The following is a 20,427-nucleotide window of genomic DNA, read 5'->3' on the forward strand; positions in this document are numbered from 1 at the left end:
GGCCGTCTGAAAAAGCGGGCGTAGAAAAATAATATCTAACAATATGAACACACAAACCATACACTTCCATCCGAAACCGGAAACCTTCAAGCAGAATGCTGTTGGTGCGCTCGCCGATGCCCCGTTGCGAAAAAGCCTGCGCACGGCAATGGATATGTTGATGACAAAACGTAAAAACGTATTGTCCGACGAATACGAACTGCAAGCCCTGCGCACTTTGAGTGAGCACATCCGCCAGCGTTCCCTGTCGCGCCTGCCCGAGCTTTTGGAGCAGCTCGAGAGCAAGCTGACCGAGCTGGGTGTTAAAGTACATTGGGCCGAAACACCCGATGAAGCCTGTCAAATTATCCACGGCATCGTCGCAGCCAAAAACGGCAACCTGATGGTTAAGGGCAAATCAATGGTCAGCGAAGAAATCGAGTTGAACCATTATTTGGAAGACCGCGGTATGCGTGCCGTAGAAAGCGATTTGGGCGAATACATCGTTCAGATGGCCGGAGAGAAGCCCACGCATATCGTGATGCCGGCCATTCACAAAACCAAAGAGCAGGTAAGCGAGCTGTTCCACAATAACCTGAACACCCCGCTTACCGACGATGTGGACGAACTCACGGGCATTGCCCGCCGCGCCTTGCGCGATATTTACCGCACTGCCGACGTAGGTTTGAGCGGCGTCAATTTCGCCGTAGCCGAAACCGGCACGCTGTGTTTGGTAGAAAACGAAGGCAACGGTCGTTTGACCACTACCGTACCGCCCGTGCATATTGCCATTACCGGTATTGAAAAAGTGGTTACCAAGTTATCGGATATTCCGCCGTTATACAGCCTGTTGCCGCGCAGCGCCATCGGTCAGAACATCACCACTTATTTCAATATGATTACCGGCCCGCGCCGCAGCGCCGAGTTGGACGGCCCTCAAGAAATGCATTTGGTGTTGTTGGATAACGGCCGCACCCAAGCGTATGCCGACGAACAGATGCGCCAAACGCTGCAATGTATCCGTTGCGGTGCCTGTATGAACCATTGTCCGGTTTACACCCGCATCGGCGGCGCTGCTTACGGCACCACTTATCCCGGCCCCATCGGTGAAATTATTTCACCGCATCTGCTGGGCTTGGAATCCACCAAAGATTTGCCTACGGCATCTTCTTTGTGCGGAGCCTGTGCCGAAGTCTGCCCGGTACGCATTCCGATTACCGAGCTGTTGATGCGTTTGCGTACCGAAGCACAACGGTCGCCCGGCGAAAAAGTGCCGAACCCGATTAAAGGGCAGGGTGCTTCACACAATTTGGGCGAGCAGATTGCATGGCGCACGTTTAACGGCATTTTCAGCGGCAGCAAAACTTACCGTGCTTTCGGTTGGGCGGCGACCAAATTCCGTTCGCTCACGCCGAGCAAGCAGATGGGTTGGACGCAAAACCGCATTCCGCTCAAACCTGCTGCGAAAACATTACACGAAATGATTGCCGAACGGCAGCAAGCACAATAACAGCGCATATTTTTCAGACGGCCCTCATGCTATGCAACATAACTGCTTTAAGCGGATGCCGTCTGAAAGTTTTTTCTACGGCTTGAGGCTTGAAGCCTGCGGGTCTAACGATAAGAGGCGGGAGAAATGCCGCATTCACACAACACTCATCTGAGGAGCTTTTAAAATGAGTATGCTTCATACTTTTTTGGCATTGCTGCCGATTCTGACAGTCTTTGTGCTGTTGGTCGTCATGCGCCTGCCTGCCAAAGTATCTATGCTGGCAGCGTATTTGGTTACCGCTGCATTGGCACTGTTTGCATGGGGAGCGGCGTTTAATACCGTAGCCGCCGCCACCGTAAACGGTGTGATTGTGGCTTTAACCATTCTTTACATTGTATTCGGTGCCATTTTGATGCTGAACACGTTGAAAGAAAGCGGTGCGTTAAAGTCGATCCGGCAAGGATTTATGGATATTTCCCCCGACCGCCGCGTTCAAGTCATCATTGCGGCTTGGTTGTTCGGTTCTCTGATCGAAGGTTCTTCCGGCTTCGGTACGCCTTCCGCCGTGGTTGCCCCTTTATTGTTGGTTTTGGGTTTTCCCGCTATGGCGGCTGTTATGTCGGTATTGATTATTCAGTCGACTCCGGTATCGTTCGGTGCGGTTGGCACGCCGTTACTGTTGGGCGTTAATTCAGGTATCAGCAACAAGGCAGACGTAGCTGCTGCTATTGCACCTGCAACTGTTGAGCAATACCTATTTCAGATTACGGGTAACGTCGGCCTGCTGCACGCTTTGGTAGGTTTCCTGATTCCGTTGATTCTTTGCGGTATGTTAACCCGCTTCTTCGGTGAAAAACGCTCTTTTGCCGAAGGTTTGAAAGCATGGAAATTTGCTTTGTTTGCAGGCTTGGCCTTTACCGTGCCTTATTTCTTGGTTGCCCGTTTTATGGGGCCGGAGTTCCCTTCTTTGGTGGGCGGTTTCATAGGTTTGCTGCTGGTAGTGCCCGCAGCCAAACGCGGCCTGTTTGTACCTAAAGAAGTATTTGATTTCCCTGTGCGCGATAAATGGGATTCACATTGGAGCGGTTCGCTGACTGCGGAACAAGGAGATGACGGCAAACCCGCATTTTCAGTTTTCCGTGCATTTTCTCCTTATGTGATTGTAATAGCATTGTTGGTGCTGACCCGTGTTGTAGCTCCGCTTAAATCTTTCCTTACCGGCGAGTTGACTACCATCAAGCTGGCTAATCTGTTCGGCACTAAAATCAGCAGTTCCGTACAATTCGGCTACTCTCCCGGTACGATTTTGATTTTGGTTGCAATTGCATGTATTTTCATTTTCAAAATGGACATGAAAAATTTCAAACGCGGCTGGGGTGATGCGGGTAAAACACTGATTGCTGCCGCACCTGCGTTGTTCTTTGCAGTGCCCATGGTTCAAGTGTTTATCAATTCGCAGTCTGCCAATATGGATGTGGCCGGTGCGCTGCCTGCCATGCCTATGGTTTTGGCTCAAAGTGCCGCCCATGCTTTTGAAAGCTTTTGGCCGAATGTTTCGCCTTGGATCGGTGCATTGGGTGCTTTTATTGCCGGCTCCAATACCATCAGTAACATGATGTTCTCTTACTTCCAGTTTTCAACTGCGCAGCAAATTGGATTGAACGCCGATTTGTCTACGGTAGTGGTAGCAGCGCAAGCCATCGGTGGTGCGGCAGGTAATATGATTTCCGTGCATAACGTGGTAGCTGCCGCAGCTGTGGTAGGTTTGCTCAACCGCGAAGGTGAAGTGATCCGTAAAACTCTGTTGCCCATGCTGTATTATGTGGTTCAGGCAGGATTTATTGCCCAAGCATTGATTTCAGGAAGTATCGGCTGGTGGATTGCTGCTGTCGCTTTCCCGTTGGTATTCTTGGTTCTGATGTCTTCTTCAAAAGGCAAAGCCAAAGCCTGATGCTTTAAATGGAACAATAAAAAAAGGGGCTGAAGTAGATTAGCCCTAAACACCACACCAAAGCCGCAGAGTTTTTAACTGCTGCTTTGGTGTCCCGAAGTTAAAACGAAACTCACATTCTTTCAAGAACAGAGGAAAAGATTTTCGGTCGATTCCGTTGTATTTGCGCAAGACACGTTTCGCCTGATTCCAAAAATTCTCAATGCCGTTGATATGGTTGTGTCGGTCGGCAAACTTTTTGCTGTGATTAATCCTGTGATGGTGAAAACCGCTGACATCCAACACGTCGTAACTGCTCAGGCAGTCCGTATAAACTACGCTATCAGGTGTAATTTTCCTTGTAATAACAGGAAATAAACTTTCCTTTCAGGCATTATTCACTACAACCGTATAAACCTTACCTCCACGTTTAAGGATACCGAAAGCCACCACTTTACCTGCTGCTCCCCTACCGCGCTTTCCTTTACGCTTACCGCCGAAATAGCTCTCATCCAATTCTATAGTGCCCTCAAAAACCTGATCTGCTTCCAAAGCCAAATGATGGCTGATAACAAGACGGATTTTACGGTAGAAGAGAATAGCCGTATTGGGCTGAATACCCAAGATATCGGCAGCAGAACGTGCGGTTACTTCCAATACAAAATATTCAAGCAGTTTTCTTTGCAGACTCTTCTTTAACTTACAGTGGGTTATCTTCATTTTGGCAGCCTATCATGACTGCTAATCTACGTCAGCCCCAAAAAATATAAACAGCCCGACCTTTTCCAACATCTGATGCCGTCTGAAAAATTCATTAATATCCCCCGCATCTTTCATTAAACCTTGTGCTTCGGTATCATTCCGACATCTTGTTTTCCGTTTGGAAGTTCATTATGCAAAACTGGCCTTTACCTGATTTTGAGCGAAAAATTTGTCCGCCGGAGCGGTTGGCGGAAAGCCTTGCTGCTTTACCGCGTCCGTTGGTTTTTACCAATGGCTGTTTCGATATTCTGCATCGGGGCCATGTAACTTATTTGGCACAGGCGCGTTCTGCCGGGGCGGCGTTGATTTTGGCTTTAAATACCGATGCTTCGGTCAAACGGCAGGGTAAGGGCAGCGACCGTCCGATTAATTCTTTGCCCAATCGTGCCGCAGTAGCAGCTTCGTTGGCCAGCGTGGATTTGGTTACTTGGTTTGATGAGGATACGCCGGCAGCTTTGATTGAGTTGGTGAAGCCGGATATTTTGATTAAAGGCGGCGATTGGCCGGTGGAGAAAATTGTCGGGGCGCAGGAAACGCTTGCCCGCGGCGGTAAGGTGTATTCGATTCCTTTTTTACATCAAACTTCTACTACGCAGACTTTGGCGAAAATCCGCGCGGTTGAAGCGGCGGAGAATAAATGACTGCGCTCAAACAGCAGCATTGGAAGCTGCTCGCTGCTCTTTCAGACGGCCTGCCTCAGCATGTATCGGCTTTAAGCAAAAATATCGGCTTGAAGCCGCATCAAATCAATTGCTTGTGGCAGCAGATGCCGCCGCATGTGCGCGGATTGTTGCGGCAGCATGATGGACAGTGGCGTTTGGTGCGGCCTTTAGCAGTGTTTGATGAAACGCGTTTGCAGCAAATCGGTGCCGAACACGGTTTTCAGACGGCCTTGTATCATGAATGCGCGTCCAGCAATGATATTGTATTGGACGCGGCTAAAAATGCGCCGGATCAGGCTCAAGGCTTGTTGGTGGTGGGGCATCAGCAAAGCAAAGGGCGCGGCAGACAAGGCCGGGCATGGCACAACCGTTTGGGTGAATGCTTGATGTTCAGCTTCGGCAGAGTGTTTGAGCAGAGACAGCACGAGTTGGGCGCATTGGCCTTGGCGGTGGCTTTGGCGTGCCGAAATGCTTTGTTCAAACTCGGCGTGCCCGCGCAAATCAAATGGCCGAATGATTTGATGGTGGGCTGCGACAAACTCGGCGGGATTCTGATTGAAACCGTGCGTAGCGGCGGCAAAACCGTGGCGGTGATTGGCATCGGCATCAATTTTGTTTTGCCGAAAGAGGTGGAAAATGTAACGTCGGTGCAGGCGGCTTTTCAGACGGCCTCATCTTCATCTGCTGTGAGCGCAGATGCTTTGTTGTCGGCTTTGTTGAGCGAGCTAAACAGCGTATTGGCACAGTTTGAGCAAAACGGATTCGGCGTTTTGGTAGACGATTATCTCGCGGCTAACCGTGATTACCGCCGCCCCGTGTGCCTGCTGCAAAACGGCGAAATCCTCTATGAAGGCGTGATGGCGGGCGTGACTGCCGAAGGTGCTCTGCGTTTGCAGACCGGAGCGACGGAGCGGACTATCGTCAGCGGCGAAATCAGTCTGCGCCCCGATAACCGACCGCAACCCGTTCAGACGGCCTCTTCCGGCCATTACCTACTGCTCGACGGCGGTAACAGCCAATTGAAATGGGCATGGGTGGAAGACGGTGCGATTGTTCATACCGGCCGCTCGCCTTACCGCGACTTGAGCCTGCTCGGCGCAGAGTGGCGGGAGCGTTCAGACGGCCTCGATATCCGTATCGTAGGAAGTGCCGTGTGCGGCGAAGCCAAAAAAGCCTTGGTGGCAGAACAGTTGTCGAAACCGGTTGAATGGCATGCGTCTATGCCCCAAGCGCTCGGTATCCGCAACCATTACCGCAATGTAGAGGAACACGGTGCCGACCGATGGTTTAATGCGCTCGGAAGCCGCCGTTTTACCCGCAATGCCTGCGTGGTGGTGAGCTGCGGCACAGCCGTTACCGTAGATGCGCTGACGGATGACAATCATTATCTCGGCGGTACCATCATGCCCGGCTTCCATTTGATGAAAGAAGCCATGGCTTTGAAAACCGCCAATCTCAACCGCCCGCTCGGGCGCGTGTACCCCTTTCCCACCACTACCGCCAATGCCTTGGCCAGCGGCATCATGGATGCCGTATGCGGATCGATTTTGCTGATGCACGCCAGATTGAAAGAAAAAGTGGGGCCGGACAAGCCCGTTGACCTCATCATTACCGGTGGCGGAGCACCGAAAGTCGTTCAAGCACTACCGTCTGTTTTTGCTTTGGACAACACGGTTAAAATTGTAGATAATCTTGTGATTTACGGCTTACTTAACTGGATACAACAACAATGAAATGGCTATTTGCTGTGCTGGTAGCATTAAACATCATCGTTTTCGGTGGAATGGTTGCCAGCCGTGTAGCAGAAAAACAAAAAAACGCCGTTGCGCCCACCGTGCCCATTGTAGCCGGTGCGCAACAAGAGCTGAAACCGCCTGCCGCCGCAAACGACAGGCCGCCTGAAATCCTTTATCCCGACTGGATCAGCAAGAACGATCCGCGTCCGGTAGCATCCGAACCGTTGGATGACGAAGTGGTGCTGGCTACTTTGGCGCAAAAAGTTAAAGAAGAAGAGGCGGCCAAAGAGAAAAAAGAGCGCGAAGAAAAGGCCAAACGCGAGCAGCTTGAACGGGAGAAAGCCGCACGGGAAAAAGCCGAGTCGGCCGCAGAGCAGAAAGAGCAGAGCCGTGCCGGCCAATGTGTTTCCACTGCATCCATTACCTTTGACGAAGACGACTACCACCGCATCAAAGGTCTACTCCAACAATGGCCTCATGCCGCCTCGCGCACGGTAGAAAAACGCAGCAACAGTAAAAAAGCGGCTGCTCCAACCGAAAAAACCTACCGCGTTTTGGTGTCTGCCGGAGACGATGCGATCGAGCAACTCGATAATCTGGCTGCCAAAGGTTTCAGCGGATCGCTTTACGAAGGCGACATCAGCGTAGGCGTTACCAGCAGCCGCTCGGCCGCCCAAGTGTTGATTTCCCGTCTTTCTACCGCAGGTTTCGGCGGCACGCGTATTCAGGAACAAGGCGGCCGCGACAACAGCAGCAACGACCGCAGCCTGAGCGTATCGAAAATGCACGTTACCTTTTTTGGTGTGGACGATAAAAGCGCCCAAGCCATTCAGAATGTTGTAGACCGCTACGGCAGGCTGAACCGCAGATCTTGCCGTTGATCCGGCAAAAAGCAAACACAAGCTGATTAGGTTGTAATCGAACGAAAGGCGGATGATTCATCCGCCTTTGTTTTGGTTTTTGGATTTCCAGTTTTAAAGTTACTGGCTGATTGTCGATAATTTAGCCGCTGCGGAAAAAGACCTGCGTGCGGATAGATAATCTGCGCCCTACGAAAGCGACGTGTTGCCCTGAAAAAGTTTTATTGAAAACCGCACGGCTTGTTTGAGCCAAACCCGCTCAGTGCCTTTTAGAGAAGCCTGCACAGCCCGCTTTCAGACGGCCTCAAGCCGCTCGTTCAAGCCTTGCCTTCCATTCTATTTTTGAAGTTTATTAACATGACTGCTACTGAGATTATCCACATTATCGGCACCGCGGCCTTTGCCGTGTCGGGCTATTTGGTCGGTGTGCGTAAGCGTTTGGATATGCTCGGTGTGTTAATTGCCGCTTTGCTCACGGCGGTGGGCGGCGGCATTATCCGTGATGCGGTTATCGGGCGCATTCCCGTGGTGTTTGTTGAAAACACGGCTTGGATGGTTATCGGTATTACGCTGCTGCTTTCGTGGCTGTTTAAATTGCAGAAAAGCCGCAAACGCGAGCTGGCAACGGTTTTTTTGCTGGCCGATTCGCTGGGTTTGGTGGCTTTTACCATCACCGGCGCGCAGGTGGGGCTTGATTTGGATTTGAATATTTTCGGTGTGGTGATGCTCGGTTTTGTGACGGCGGTGGGCGGCGGCATTGTGCGCGATGTGCTGGTGAACGACATTCCGATGATTCTGCGCAAAGATTTTTACGGCACGGTGTCGGTGATTATCGGCTTGGCGATGTATCTGCTGGATAGGGTGGGATGGATTAATCCCTTGATGTTGAACGTGTTGCTGTTTAGCGGCTATGCGTTGAGATTGTGGGCCTACCGCGTGGCGTGGGCGTTGCCGCGTTTTTAGTATTTGAGGTTTTCAGACGGCCGTCTGAAAAAAAGGCTGTTGCTCCATCACGCAACAGCCTTTTTCTATTGATGTCGTTTGGTGGATTATGCTGTCGGGCGGATTACAGATTACGCTCCAGCAAATCCAGCATATTTTGCCAAGCCTGTTCGGCAGCGGCTTCGTTGTAGGCTAAATCAACGCCGTTTTTCTCGCCGTTGCGGGTTGCCTGCGGGTTGGTAAAGCCGTGTTTGGCTTCGGGGAAAACGTCGATGTGGTAACGCACTTTGGCATCGTCCATTTCTTTGCGGAAGGCGGCAACATCTTCTTCGCTGACCATTACGTCTTTGCCGGCGTGTTCAATCAGCAATTCGCCTTTTACAAAGCCTTCTTGAGCCGGTGTGGCCGTGCCGAGAATGCCGTGAAAGCTGGTTACGGCTTTGAGGTTGTCGCCGCGCCGTGCCATATCGAGCACCACTCTGCCACCGAAGCAGAAACCGATGGCGCCGATGCGGTGCGGATTAACTTCGGGGCGTTCGGCCAATGCTTCCAAGGCCAAGCGGGTGCGCTCGGGCAGGGCGGTCAGGTCGGACAGCACTTCGGTCATCCATTCGTTGGCTTGTGCGGCATCGTCTGTAAGGCGGGCATCGCCGTACAGATCCATCGCCATCGCGGCGTAGCCTTCTTCTGCCAAGCGTTTGGCGGCATTTTTGGCGTGTTCGGTTACACCCCACCATTCGGGGGCAACCAATATACCGGAAAGGCCGTCAACGGCTTGGGTGGGCAGATACAGAGTGCTTTTCAGGTTCAGGCCGTTGGCGGTGCGGTATTCTACGGTATGGGCGGTAACGGTCATTTTTTCTCCTTTGGGTTAGGTGTTTCAGACGGCCCCAGCTTAATGGAAGGCGCACCGCCGTTCAAGGGGCGGCAGGGAAAAGTGCTGTAAAACCTGATGTCGTTGATCGGTTTAACAATTAAATGTGAAAAGTAAACACGTTATGCTCGGGCTTGATCCGAGTATCTCTCAACCTTACTCAAAATTCGAGATACTCGGGTCAAGCCCGAGTATGACGGGGCATAGGATGAAAACGGTTTATGTGTGCTGCATTTAATTGAAGCCGTCTGAAAAGTTTTTTTCAGACAGCCTCGATAATAGTTACGGCCTTTTTCGGTCTGTGAACCGTGTTACGGCTTGGCTTTTTGCGCGCCGCCGTCGGCACCGACCACCACGATATTGATGTTTTCAGGATTCACTCGCTGTTGCCACGCAGATTTGATTTGCTCGGCAGTTAAGGCGGAGATGGCTTTGGGGTAGGCTTCGAGATAATCGTCGGGCAAGTTGTGAAAACCGATCAGGCTCAGGTAGCCCAAGAGTTTGGCATTGGTGTCGAAGCGCAGGGGGAAGCTGCCGGTAATGTTGGCTTTGGCCTGCTTTAATTCGGCTTCGGTAGGGCCTTCTTCGATAAAGGAGGCCAGCACTCGGCGGGCGGCCTGTAAAGCAGGTTCGGTATTGTTTTTTTGGGTGGAGAAGCCGATGGTAAACGGCCCGGCTTGGCTGGCGGGCGACAAGCCGCTCGATGCGCCGTAGGTGTAGCCGTGTTTGTCGCGCAGTTCTTGCATTAAGCGGCTGTCGAATCCGCCGCCGCCCAGAACGTAGTTACCGGCTACGAGCGCGTAATAATCGGGATCGTGGCGTTTGATTAAGGGCATGCCCATCATCACTTGGGCCTGTTCGCCCGCAAACGGGATGCGGCGTTGTTCGGAGCGGTGTTCGGGCACGGCAGGCACGTTTTCCGCGGCGGTGCTGCGCGCGGGCAGCCCGTTTAATGCCTGTTTGACCAAGGCTTCGGTTTGGCGGCGGTTGAGGTTGCCGACCACGGCAACAACGGCGTTGTTTTTACCGTAGCGGCTGCGGTGGAAGGCGCGGATGTCGTTAAGTGTTACTTTGCGGATGCTGTCGGTGCTTGTATAGGCGGAGCGTCCGTAAGGATGGCTGCCGTAATTGAGGCGGGTCAGCTCGCGCTCGGCGATGAAACCGGGGTCGGTTTCTTGTTGCTGCAAGGCGGTGATGCTTTGTTTGCGCAGGCGTTCGAACACAGGTTCGGCAAAGCGCGGGCGGGTTAGCGATTGGTTGAGCAAGGCAACGGCAGGGCGGAGGCTGTCGGCCCGGCTGAGGCTGCGCAGGGTAACGGCGGCACCTTCTTCTCCGCTGTCGCTGCTGAGTGAGGCAGCCAAGTCGTTTACGCGGGCATGAAAGGCTTCTTCGTCGAGTTCTTCGGTGCCGGTGGTCAGCATGGAAGCGGTAAATTCGGCCACTTCGCTTTTGTCGGCAGGGTTGGACGTGCTGCCTGCGCCTTTGAAGCTGATGCGAACGTCGACAATGGGGTTTTCATGGCGTTCTACCAACAGCACTTGTGTGCCCTCGGCGGTGTGCCAGCGTTGGATGTTAACGGCGGCTTGTGCGCAAACGGGCAGCAGGATAAGGGGAAGTAGAAGTTTGGGAGACATGTGCGGCTTTCGGTGTGTGGCAGGCCGTCTGAAAAAGCCTTTCAGACGGCCTGAAGGAATGGGAAGGGGCGGATATGTGTTTACACGCCCTGTTTCAGGCTGGTTTCGATAAAGCCGTCCAAATCGCCGTCCATCACGGCTTTGATGTTGCCGACTTCGTAAGAAGTACGCAAATCTTTGATGCGTGATTGGTCGAACACATACGAGCGGATTTGATGCCCCCAACCCACATCGGATTTGCTGTCTTCGAGCGATTGTTTTTCTTCGTTGCGTTTGCGCATTTCCAATTCAAATAGTTTGGCTTTGAGCATGTTCATCGCTTCGTCGCGGTTGCGGTGTTGCGAACGGTCGTTTTGGCATTGCACCACGATGCCGGTCGGGTTGTGGGTAATCCGCACGGCGGAATCGGTTTTGTTGATGTGCTGGCCGCCTGCACCGGAAGCGCGATAAGTGTCGATACGTAGATCGGCAGGGTTGATTTCCACCTCAAAGCTGTCGTCCACTTCGGGGTAAACGAATACCGAGCAGAATGAAGTGTGGCGTTTGTTGTTGGAATCGAACGGCGAGTAGCGAACCAAACGGTGGATGCCGGTTTCGGTGCGTAACAGGCCGTAGGCGTATTCGCCTTCGAGCTTGATGGTGGCGCGGTTGATGCCGGCGATGTCGCCTTCGTCTTCTTCCAACACGTCCACTTTGAAGCCTTTGCGTTCGGCGTAGCGCAGATACATGCGGTAGAGCATGCCTGCCCAATCTTCGGCTTCGGTGCCGCCCGCACCGGCGGTAATGTCGATAAAGCAGTTGTTGACGTCGGCCGGCTGGTTGAACATGCGTTTGAACTCCAGCTCGCCCATTTGTTTTTCGAGGTTGGCGATGTCTGCCTGCACGGCGGCAAAGCCTTCTTCGTCGTTTTCTTCCACCACCATTTCCAGCAGTTCGCGGTTGTCGTCGATGCCGGCGGCGATGTTGTCGAGCGTGAGCACGATGCCTTCGAGTACTTTGCGCTCTTTGCCGATTTCTTGGGCTTTTTTAGGGTCGTTCCACAAATCGAGGTCTTCGGAAAGGCCGACGACTTCTTCCAAACGGTCTTTTTTGCCGTCGTAGTCGAGGTAGCCGCGGATGTCTTTGCTGCGGGCGGCGAGGTCGTTGAGCATACCGTTTAGTTGGTTGACGATTTCGGCTTCAATCATGATGTTCTCTTTATTCGTCTCAATCTTAAAAATCAGGTGCGTATTGTACTGAATTTTATAAGGGCTTGCTATGTGGCTTGGATGTGCGCCGCTTGGCTTGGCGGGTAACAATTGAGGCCGTCTGAAAATTTCAGACGGCCTCAAAACGCTGATCGCGATTATTTGTTGAGATCGGCGTAATCAATCAGCAGATAGCGGGCGGGGCGTTGTTTTTTCACGCTGCCTTCGTCGCCCATCAGCAGCAGGCGGGGCTTGCCGTTGAGGGTTACGGATTCGACCGCTTCGATGTTTTTCAGCTTCACGTTTTCGGGCAGGTTCAGCGCCACGGGTGCGGATTGGGCTTTGCCGTCCCACGTCCACAGCTGCGATTGGCCTTTGCCGTTGTCGCCGGTTACTTCATTGGCGAGCACATAGGCTTTGAGCACGGGATCGTAAGTTAACGAACGGATGCCGCCGCCTTTGAGTTTGAGCACCACCGGTTCGCCGAAGCGCGGTGCCGCACCTTTGCCGAACATGTCGTCGGGGTTTTCAACCGGCACGATCATGCTGAACGGATCGCGGAAAGCCAGCAGCAGGCGGTTGGCGGCTTGGTCGTAGTGCATGCCTTCGACGTTCATGGTGTGGAAGTCGATGGAGCGGCCGGTTTGTTTTTTGATGCTTTGCAGTAGAGATTGGGCGTTGCCGAGCGCGTCTTTCAGATTGGGCGCGTAGCTGATCTGCTCGGCTTTGTTGCCGTTGATTTTAAAGCGCAAAAAGTGTTCGCGGGCGGGCAGGCGTTCGTTTTGTTTGGTTTCGGAATGCGAGCTGACGGCATATACCCAGCCTTGCGCATCGCGGGTTAGGGCTTCCAAATCGCTGTGCGACTGTTTGAAGCTGGCCATAAATGCTTCGTCGGCGCTTTCGTCTTCTTTGAAATTGCCGCTGCTCTCGAAAGAGAGTAGGCTGAATGCGCGTTTGGCTTCGTCTTCAACAATCAATACGCGGCCGTCTGAAAGCTGTACTGCGGCGGAAGGTTCGTAAATATTGGCCAATTGGTAGCGGCTGTCGGCTTTGTCGCCCTTTTCTGCTTTGGCGGTTTTAGCGGTTTCATTGCTGTTGCCGCTGTTGTCGGCGCAGGCCGGAAGCATGGCGCAGGCCAGAGATACGGCCAACAGGCGGCTGAGTGTATTGGGTTTCAACATATTTTCTTTCCTATCTTTTCCAAGGGTTCGACAATATCGCGGGCAGGTGGTTTCAGACGGCCTGCAGGCTAAATCTAACACAATAAAATTAGTCGGACATTAGCGGATGTTGCGGCAGGCGCAAAATACCTGCTTTTATCGGGTTTTCGGGCATAAATTCCCATACGGCCGATGCCATTGTGTTTACAATAGTGCCGACAGACTTTTACATATTTTACTGCCGGATACGGTTTGGGCGGGGAAGGCGGCTGAGGCGGCTTTGCTATACTCTTTGAGACCTTTGCACAATCGACGTCTGCGCTGCCGCACATTGAACCGCATCCACATCCGTAGGTTTTGCAAAGGTCTCTTTTTATCTTAACAGCATGAAACGCATTAACGGAATCCGCTATGTGGGAAACCATAAACCAATATATTCAAAACGGGCCGGTTAAGGCCGAAATTCTCGAATCGGTGCTGATGATCATCGGCGTGCTGATTTTGCGCGGGGTGATTCTGCAAGCCCATTTCCGCAGCCATCCGGCGATGGAAATCGAAGAGAAACGCCGCTGGGTGGTTGTGAGCCGCAACTTTACGCTGATTATGGCGGTGTTCGGGCTGGCGATTATCTGGGCGGCGCAAATCCAAACGCTGGCATTATCCATGTTTGCCGTGGCCGCCGCGATTGTGTTGGCCACCAAAGAGCTGATCATGTGCTTGTCGGGCAGCCTGCTGCGGGCATCGACCAACCAATATTCGGTTGGCGATTATATAGAAGTGAACGGGTTGCGGGGCAGGGTGGTCGATATCAATCTGCTCAATACCCTGATGATGCAGATCGGCCCGCATACTTTGGTGGGGCAGTTGAGCGGCAAAACCGTATCCTTTCCCAACAGCCTGCTGCTGTCGCATTCGGTGCAGCGCGACAACGTGCTGGGCATGTATGTGATTCATACGCTCGAAATCCCCGTGCCCATTCATTTGGATTCGGATGCCATCGTGCCCGGCCTGCAAAAGCTGCTGGAAAAACTCTGCCTGCCCTATATCGCCGCCATCGAACGCCACTTGGAAGAAGTGCAGACGCAAAAGCTGTTTATTACGCCGGCCGCACAACCGCGCATCACCCGCGTGCCGCACGACGACAAGGTGTACCACATTGTCGTGCGCTTTGCCTCGCCGGTGCAGAAGCGTTTGGAAATCCAGCAGGCCTTGCTCGACGAATTTATCCGCATTCAGTATAAATTATTGAATAATAAAGATTAATAAAGAAACTGCCGCAAACCTTATCCGCCATGCTACCCGCCTTTCTCCCGCCCGCGGTTCAGCCGCAGGATTTAAACGACCTCATCCGCAGCCTGAACATGTTTGCGCCTGTGTTGCAGGTGCTGCCGAGCACGGTGTTTTTTGTAAAAAACACGCAGGCTCAATACGTTTATGCCAACGATACGCTGCTGCACCGCCTGCAATTGCCCGATATGGCCGCTTTGATCGGCAAAACGTCGGAAGATCTGTTTCAGTCGGAATGGGGGCAGCATTATACGCAGCAAGACCGGGAAGTGTTGAGCGAAGGCAAAACCATCAGCAACAAGCTGGAGCTGCATACTTATGCTTCGGGCGAACTGGGCTGGTGTATCACGCATAAAATGCCCGTGCGCAATCCGCAGGGTGAGGTTATTGCCATGCTCGGTGTGTCGGTGGACGTGGAAACCAACGACAGCAACCGCCCCGAGCTGAACAAGAAAATCGCGCTGATTGAAAAATACATCGCCGGTCATTTCGACCAAAGCATCAAAATGAAAGACTTGGAAGCCGTTTCGCGCCTTTCCACCGCCCAAATCGAGCGTTATTTCAAAAAGATTTTCCACATCACGCCTTCGCAATACATTCAAAAAGTGCGCATCGAAGCGGCGATGGCGATGCTGGAAACGGGCTTGTCGGTAACGGAAATTTCCGCCCGCTGCGGCTATTCCGACCACAGCGCGTTTACGCGGCAGTTTAAGGCGTTGGTGGGCTTGGCGCCGTCTGAATTTAAGAAATCGAGATAACAGCGAACGCATAGAAATGCCTGTCTGAAAAGGGTTTTCAGACAGGCATTTCTGCTTTGTGCAAGCGGAAAGTGAAGCAATTTGCACTAATAGTACTTTCGTCATACTCGGGCTTGACCCGAGTATCTCGAATTTCAGTAAGGCCGGGAGATACTCGGGTCAAGCCCGAGTATGACGGTTCTGTGATTTAACTGTGGGTATGCCCATTTCTGCACAAAAATCGGGAAATTCATCAAGACGGCGGCAGCGGCGGTTTTGTAAGGTGGGCGGAAGTTTGTTCAGCGATAGGATTGTGCCATGCCGCATACCGAATACACTTTTTCCGTGATCGATTCCCACACCGGCGGCGAGCCGACCCGTGTGGTGTACGGCGGATTCCCCGAGCTTTCCGGCAGCAGTTTGCAGGAGCAGTGCGCCGATTTTGCCGACCGTTTCGACCATTTGCGCCGCGCGTTGATTTTGGAGCCGCGCGGTTCGGACGTTTTGGTGGGCGCGTTGTTGTGCAAGCCGCAAGACCCCGCTTCTGCCGCCGGCGTGATTTTTTTCAACAACAGCGGCTATTTGGGCATGTGCGGCCACGGCACCATCGGCCTGATTAAAACGCTGCAACACCTTAAACGCATTGATGTCGGCACCCACACCGTCGAAACGCCGGTGGGCAATGTGCGCTGCACGCTGCATGAAGACGGCTCGGTGAGCGTGCGCAACGTGCCGGCCTACCGCTACCGCAAAGACGTGTCGCTCAACGTGGCGGGCATCGGCAGCATCACCGGCGATATTGCTTGGGGCGGCAACTGGTTTTTCTTGGTGAACGACCACGGCTGCACCATCGCGCCCGACAATCTGGAGCTGCTCACCGAGGTTTCATGGCGCATCCGCACCGCGCTGAACGAGCAGGGCATCACCGGCAAAGACGGGCAGGAAATCGACCACATCGAGCTTTTCGGCAAAACCGACACGGCTAACAGCCGCAGCTTCGTGCTCTGCCCGGGCAAAGCCTACGACCGCTCGCCCTGCGGCACGGGCACCAGCGCGAAGATGGCCTGTTTGGCGGCCGACGGCGTGTGGCCGTCTGAAAAAGAATGGATACAGGAAAGCGTGATCGGCAGCCGCTTTGCCGCGTCTTACGAACCGTTTTCAGACGGCCTGCATTCGGAGGGGATGATCATACCGACCATCAAAGGCGAGGCGCACATTCATGCGGCGGCGGAAATTTTTGTGAACGTGGACGACCCGTTCCGCTACGGAATCGAAACATCATGAGCGGGCAGGTTTTTTCTGCGGCCGTGGTCGGCGGCGGCATCGTCGGTTTGAGCATTGCGCTGGCATTGCAGCGCAGCGGCGAAAGCGTGCTGCTGTTGGAGCGCGATACCGTGTGCGGCGGCGCGTCTTACGGCAATGCGGGGCATATCGCCACCGAGCAGGTGTTTCCGATAGCGTCGCCCGACGTGCTTAAGCAGCTGCCGAAAATGCTGCTCGACCCGCTCGGCCCGTTGCGGCTGGACTGGAAATACCTGCCGAAAATCACGCCGTGGCTGTTCAGCCTGCTGCGCCATCTCACGCCCGAACGCTTCCGGCGCAGCCACCGCGCCCTGATGGCGCTCAACAGCCGCGCTTTGCCGGCGTGGCAGGTGTTTGCGCGCGAGTGGGGCGTGGAAAAACATATCCGCATCGAAGGCTCGCTGCTGGTGTGCGAAACCGAAAGCGGGCAGGCGGCGTTGCAGAAACACGGCAGGGCGTTGAATGAATTGGGCGTGGCCAACGAATGGCTTGATCATGCCGGCCTGCACGAGCGCGAACCGGCGTTGGCCGACACGCAACGCGGCGCGCTGTTTTACCCCGATACCGGCCATGTGGTCGATTTGGCGGGCATGGCGGCGGATTTGCAGCAAGCATTCATACTGGCGGGCGGCACGGTGAGTGAACATACCGACGTTTCCGATATCCAATCCTTTTCAGACGGCCTGTTCCGCATCATCGGCGGCGGCAAGGCGTTTGAAGCCAAGCGCGTGGTGATTGCCGCCGGTGCGTTTTCCAAGCCGTGGCTGAACAAGCTGTGCGGCAGCAGCGTTCCGCTCGACACCGAACGCGGCTATCACCTGATGTTGCCGCACAGCCGGGATATTTTGAACGTGCCGGTGAGCAGCTTCGAGCGCAAATTCATCATGACGCCCATGAACGCGGGCTTGCGCTTGGCCGGTACGGTGGAGTTTGCCGGGCTGGACGCGCCGCCGAATATGGAACGGGCGGAGCAGCTGTTCCGCTTGGCCGAGCCTATGCTCAAAGGCCGTCTGAACCGGCAAGATGCCGTGCCGTGGATGGGTTTCCGCCCGTCGGTTGCCGATTCGCTGCCGGTAATCGACCGCAAAGAAAACGTTTTGCTGGCGTTCGGGCATCAGCATTTGGGGCTGACCCAAGCGCCGCTGACCGCGCAATTGGTCAAAGCCCTGTATTTCGGCGAACAGCCTGCTATGGATTTAAGCCCTTACCGTTTTAACCGTTTCGGCAGCTAGGGCGTGCCGTCATATTCGGGTCAAGCCCCGGTATGACAGATTTAGTTTTTTTAAATTGATTCACCATTTATCTCAAGAGGAGAAGCATCATGAACATCGAAGGTATTTTAGTTCCTATCGTGACCCCGTTTACCGCCGACAATCAGGTCGATACCGCGCTGCTGGCCGAATTGGTGGACGCGTTTATCGCCAAAGGCGTGCGCGGCATCGTGGCCTGCGGCACCACCGGCGAGTATTACGCCTTGTCGGAAGCCGAGCGCGAAACCGTGTTGAACACCATCGTCAAAGCCGCCGCAGGCCGCTGCACGCTGATTGCCGGTGTGAGCGATATGTCGAGCGAAGTGGCGGCGCAACGTGCCATACGCGCCAAAGAATTGGGCTACCACGGCCTGATGCTGTCGGCGCCGCCATACAGCCTGCCGTCGCAACAAGGCATCATCGAACACTTTGAATATGTGGCTTCCAAAACCGATTTGCCGATTATTCTCTACAACTTCCCCGCCCGCATCGGAGTGGAACTCGAATTCGACACCGTGGCGCATTTGGCGAAACACCCCAACATCGTCGGCATCAAAGAAAGCACCGGCAATTTCTCCAACGCGCTGCGTATGATTCAGGCGAAATTGGACAATTTCCAAGTGGTGTGCGGCTGCGACGACCAGCCTTTGGATTTCTTCTTCTGGGGCGTGAAAAGCTGGATTGCCGGTGCCGCCAACGTGTTCCCCGGCGAGCAGGTTGCCCTGTTTAACGCCGCACAAGCCCAAGATTGGAACCAAGCCCGCCAAATTCTCACCAATCTTTATCCCGCTCTGCATTCGATGGAATCGGGCGACTACAACCAAAAAGCCAAAATCGGCTGCTTAAACGGCACCAAACCCGCCGGCAAAGTGCGCCTGCCGCTGCACAATCTGACCGCGCAGGAAGCCGCCGAATTTACGGCTTTGTTGAAATAAGTTTCGAACCACTCGCTTTATTACAGCTCGTCATACTCGGGCTTGACCCGAGTATCTCCTAAATTTACTGGAGCCAGAGATACTCGGGTCAAGCCCGAGTATGACGAGCGTACTATTTTTAAGTTGATTCACTTAGTGTATTCAAAAATACCCAACCTTTCTTAAGAGAGGTTTCCAAAAGAAAAGGAGTATAGATGAAAACCGTTGAACAAATATTCGAGGCCGCCAAAGCAGGCAGCTTGTGGGCGGGGCATTTGATTCCGAACCACGCCGATTCGGGCAAGAAGCTGGAAAACCGCACGCCTATCGACAATTCCCTTATCGGCTATATCGCAGACGGCAGCGAGCAGGATATGGATGCCGCCGTGCGCGCCGCGCGGGCTGCATTTTCAGACGGCCTCTGGGCAGACCAAAGCCCGTCTGAAAAGCGGGCCGTGCTGCTGCGTTGGGCGCAATTGATTGAAGAACACGCCGAAGAGCTGGCCGCGTTGGACTGTATCGATGCGGGCAAGCCCATCAGCGAGTGCATCAACACCGATATGCCCGCCACCATCGAAACCTTTTATTTCTACGCCGAATATGTCGATAAAGCCTTCGGCCGCGTCGCCCCCACCGGCAAAGACGCCATGGGCTTGATTGTGCACGAGCCGGTCGGCGTGGTCGGCGCGGTGTTGCCGTGGAACTTCCCCGCACAGATGTTCGCGTGGAAAGTGGTGCCGGCATTGGCGGCAGGCAATTCGGTGATTGTGAAACCGGCCGAGCTGACTTCGCTGAGTGCCTACCGCATGGTGCAGCTGGCGCATGAAGCGGGCGTGCCCGAAGCAGCGCTGACGCTGGTGTGCGGCTTGGGCGAAACGGTGGGCAAGGCTTTGGGCATGCATCACGATGTCGATATGGTGGCCTTTACCGGCTCTACCGAAGTCGGCCGTTATTTCTTGGAATATTCGGCCAAGAGCAATTTGAAAGAGATTGTGTTGGAATGCGGCGGCAAAAGCCCGCAAATCGTGTTTGCCGACGCCGATTTGGATAAAGCCGTGCCGTCGATTTTGGCCGCCGCATTCTGGAACATGGGCGAAAACTGCAGCTGCGGCTCGCGCCTGATTGTGGAAGCAAGCATTAAAGACACCCTGCTGACCAAGCTTTCAGACGGCCTCAAGCAAGATTGGAAAGTCGGCGATCCGCGCCAGCCTGAAACCAATCTCGGCCCGCTGGTGGAAGAGGCGCATTTCGATAAGGTGTGCCGTTATTTCGATACCGCATTGAAAGAGGGCGGCAAACTGCTTACCGGCGGCAAAACCGGCGAAGGCTGGTATTTCGAGCCGGCGATCATCGACGGCGTAACCGCCGATATGACCGTGTTTAAAGAAGAGGTTTTCGGCCCGGTGCTGGCCGTTACCACCTTCGGCAGCGAAGAAGAAGCCGTTCGTTTGGCGAACCAATCGGACTACGGCTTGGCCGCTTCGTTCTACACCTCCGATGTCCGCCGCGCCCACCGCGTTGCCCGCAAAATTCAGGCAGGCACGGTATCGGTAAACGGCTTTTCGGAAGGCAGCATCGCCACGCCGTTCGGCGGCTACAAGCAGTCCGGCTTCGGCGGCCGCGACAAAGGCGTGGAAGCGTTTGAGCAGTACACGCAGGCAAAAACGATTTGGTTTGTGGAATAACAAAAAACAATACTCAGGCCGTCTGAAGCCGGTA

16 protein-coding genes and 1 pseudogene are annotated in these 20,427 nt (G+C 53.9%); 12 read left to right on the forward strand and 5 right to left on the reverse strand.

All coding sequences use genetic code 11. From position 1 onward, the window contains the following. Positions 1-43 precede the first annotated feature (43 nt). A complete protein-coding gene (locus tag AKG43_RS02965) occupies positions 44-1,489 on the forward strand; it encodes a LutB/LldF family L-lactate oxidation iron-sulfur protein (RefSeq protein WP_054599095.1) in 1,446 nt (481 codons plus the stop codon). Positions 1,490-1,655: 166 nt separating this feature from the next. Beyond that, positions 1,656-3,422 carry an L-lactate permease gene (locus tag AKG43_RS02970; RefSeq protein WP_054599096.1) on the forward strand — a complete coding sequence of 589 codons (1,767 nt, stop codon included), beginning with the start codon at positions 1,656-1,658 and terminating at the stop codon, positions 3,420-3,422. Positions 3,423-3,467: 45 nt separating this feature from the next. On the opposite strand, the pseudogene AKG43_RS02975 reads toward AKG43_RS02970, so the two are convergent. After that, positions 3,468-4,121: pseudogene (locus AKG43_RS02975) on the reverse strand (IS1595 family transposase). A gap of 173 nt (positions 4,122-4,294) precedes the next feature. On the opposite strand from AKG43_RS02975, the gene AKG43_RS02980 reads away from it, so the two are divergent. From AKG43_RS02980 to AKG43_RS02995, 4 genes are all read left to right on the forward strand, one after another. Beyond that, a complete protein-coding gene (locus AKG43_RS02980) occupies positions 4,295-4,804 on the forward strand; it encodes an adenylyltransferase/cytidyltransferase family protein (protein WP_054599097.1) in 510 nt (169 codons plus the stop codon). Further along, positions 4,801-6,558: a bifunctional biotin--[acetyl-CoA-carboxylase] ligase/type III pantothenate kinase gene (locus AKG43_RS02985; protein WP_054599098.1), complete on the forward strand. Its 1,758-nt coding sequence runs from the start codon at positions 4,801-4,803 to the stop codon at positions 6,556-6,558. The genes AKG43_RS02980 and AKG43_RS02985 overlap by 4 nt, the downstream gene beginning before the upstream one ends. Then, entirely contained in the window at positions 6,555-7,442 is an 888-nt protein-coding gene (locus tag AKG43_RS02990) for a hypothetical protein (protein WP_054599099.1), read from the forward strand. The genes AKG43_RS02985 and AKG43_RS02990 overlap by 4 nt, the downstream gene beginning before the upstream one ends. 336 nt (positions 7,443-7,778) lie before the next feature. Next, complete coding sequence (locus tag AKG43_RS02995) at positions 7,779-8,384, forward strand: trimeric intracellular cation channel family protein (RefSeq protein WP_054599100.1); 606 nt, start codon at positions 7,779-7,781, stop codon at positions 8,382-8,384. A 103-nt stretch (positions 8,385-8,487) separates the two neighbouring features. Here the strand turns inward: AKG43_RS02995 and AKG43_RS03000 are convergent, their stop codons facing one another. From AKG43_RS03000 to AKG43_RS03015, 4 genes are all read right to left on the reverse strand, one after another. After that, positions 8,488-9,219 (reverse strand): dienelactone hydrolase family protein, encoded by a 732-nt coding sequence (locus AKG43_RS03000; RefSeq protein ID WP_054599101.1) that lies wholly within the window; start codon positions 9,217-9,219, stop codon positions 8,488-8,490. Positions 9,220-9,548: 329 nt separating this feature from the next. Next, positions 9,549-10,871 (reverse strand): pitrilysin family protein, encoded by a 1,323-nt coding sequence (locus tag AKG43_RS03005; protein WP_054599102.1) that lies wholly within the window; start codon positions 10,869-10,871, stop codon positions 9,549-9,551. Positions 10,872-10,951: 80 nt separating this feature from the next. After that, positions 10,952-12,055, reverse strand: a complete 1,104-nt coding sequence (prfB, locus tag AKG43_RS03010) for a peptide chain release factor 2 (RefSeq protein WP_054599150.1) — start codon at positions 12,053-12,055, stop codon at positions 10,952-10,954. 161 nt (positions 12,056-12,216) lie between these two features. Then, entirely contained in the window at positions 12,217-13,239 is a 1,023-nt protein-coding gene (locus AKG43_RS03015) for a hypothetical protein (RefSeq protein WP_054599103.1), read from the reverse strand. Positions 13,240-13,629: 390 nt separating this feature from the next. On the opposite strand from AKG43_RS03015, the gene AKG43_RS03020 reads away from it, so the two are divergent. The 6 genes from AKG43_RS03020 (at position 13,630) to AKG43_RS03045 (ending at position 20,393) form a co-directional block, all read left to right on the forward strand. After that, complete coding sequence (locus AKG43_RS03020) at positions 13,630-14,481, forward strand: mechanosensitive ion channel family protein (RefSeq protein WP_054599104.1); 852 nt, start codon at positions 13,630-13,632, stop codon at positions 14,479-14,481. A 29-nt stretch (positions 14,482-14,510) separates the two neighbouring features. Then, positions 14,511-15,263: an AraC family transcriptional regulator gene (locus AKG43_RS03025; protein ID WP_054599105.1), complete on the forward strand. Its 753-nt coding sequence runs from the start codon at positions 14,511-14,513 to the stop codon at positions 15,261-15,263. Between the two features lie 297 nt (positions 15,264-15,560). Beyond that, positions 15,561-16,526, forward strand: coding sequence for a proline racemase family protein (locus AKG43_RS03030; RefSeq protein ID WP_054599106.1), 966 nt, complete (start codon positions 15,561-15,563; stop codon positions 16,524-16,526). Then, a complete protein-coding gene (locus tag AKG43_RS03035) occupies positions 16,523-17,776 on the forward strand; it encodes an FAD-binding oxidoreductase (RefSeq protein ID WP_054599107.1) in 1,254 nt (417 codons plus the stop codon). Before AKG43_RS03030 ends, AKG43_RS03035 begins: the two co-directional genes overlap by 4 nt. A gap of 89 nt (positions 17,777-17,865) precedes the next feature. After that, positions 17,866-18,729 (forward strand): 4-hydroxy-tetrahydrodipicolinate synthase, encoded by an 864-nt coding sequence (gene dapA / locus AKG43_RS03040; protein ID WP_054599108.1) that lies wholly within the window; start codon positions 17,866-17,868, stop codon positions 18,727-18,729. Positions 18,730-18,923: 194 nt separating this feature from the next. Then, positions 18,924-20,393, forward strand: a complete 1,470-nt coding sequence (locus AKG43_RS03045; RefSeq protein WP_054599109.1) for an aldehyde dehydrogenase — start codon at positions 18,924-18,926, stop codon at positions 20,391-20,393. Positions 20,394-20,427: the final 34 nt, after the last annotated feature.

The sequence above is a fragment of the Neisseria sp. 74A18 genome (assembly GCF_001308005.1).
GTDB classification, from domain to species: domain Bacteria; phylum Pseudomonadota; class Gammaproteobacteria; order Burkholderiales; family Neisseriaceae; genus Neisseria; species Neisseria dumasiana.

Excerpts from the sequence above, each read along its gene's own strand:
- AKG43_RS02965 (WP_054599095.1), top strand. The coding sequence starts at position 44 with ATGAACACACAAACCATACACTTCCATCCGAAACCGGAAACCTTCAAG.
- AKG43_RS02970 (WP_054599096.1), top strand. The coding sequence starts at position 1,656 with ATGAGTATGCTTCATACTTTTTTGGCATTGCTGCCGATTCTGACAGTC.
- AKG43_RS02980 (WP_054599097.1), top strand. The coding sequence starts at position 4,295 with ATGCAAAACTGGCCTTTACCTGATTTTGAGCGAAAAATTTGTCCGCCG.
- AKG43_RS02985 (WP_054599098.1), top strand. The coding sequence starts at position 4,801 with ATGACTGCGCTCAAACAGCAGCATTGGAAGCTGCTCGCTGCTCTTTCA.
- AKG43_RS02990 (WP_054599099.1), top strand. The coding sequence starts at position 6,555 with ATGAAATGGCTATTTGCTGTGCTGGTAGCATTAAACATCATCGTTTTC.
- AKG43_RS02995 (WP_054599100.1), top strand. The coding sequence starts at position 7,779 with ATGACTGCTACTGAGATTATCCACATTATCGGCACCGCGGCCTTTGCC.
- AKG43_RS03000 (WP_054599101.1), bottom strand. The coding sequence starts at position 9,219 with ATGACCGTTACCGCCCATACCGTAGAATACCGCACCGCCAACGGCCTG.
- AKG43_RS03005 (WP_054599102.1), bottom strand. The coding sequence starts at position 10,871 with ATGTCTCCCAAACTTCTACTTCCCCTTATCCTGCTGCCCGTTTGCGCA.
- AKG43_RS03015 (WP_054599103.1), bottom strand. The coding sequence starts at position 13,239 with ATGTTGAAACCCAATACACTCAGCCGCCTGTTGGCCGTATCTCTGGCC.
- AKG43_RS03020 (WP_054599104.1), top strand. The coding sequence starts at position 13,630 with ATGTGGGAAACCATAAACCAATATATTCAAAACGGGCCGGTTAAGGCC.
- AKG43_RS03025 (WP_054599105.1), top strand. The coding sequence starts at position 14,511 with ATGCTACCCGCCTTTCTCCCGCCCGCGGTTCAGCCGCAGGATTTAAAC.
- AKG43_RS03030 (WP_054599106.1), top strand. The coding sequence starts at position 15,561 with ATGCCGCATACCGAATACACTTTTTCCGTGATCGATTCCCACACCGGC.
- AKG43_RS03035 (WP_054599107.1), top strand. The coding sequence starts at position 16,523 with ATGAGCGGGCAGGTTTTTTCTGCGGCCGTGGTCGGCGGCGGCATCGTC.
- dapA (WP_054599108.1), top strand. The coding sequence starts at position 17,866 with ATGAACATCGAAGGTATTTTAGTTCCTATCGTGACCCCGTTTACCGCC.
- AKG43_RS03045 (WP_054599109.1), top strand. The coding sequence starts at position 18,924 with ATGAAAACCGTTGAACAAATATTCGAGGCCGCCAAAGCAGGCAGCTTG.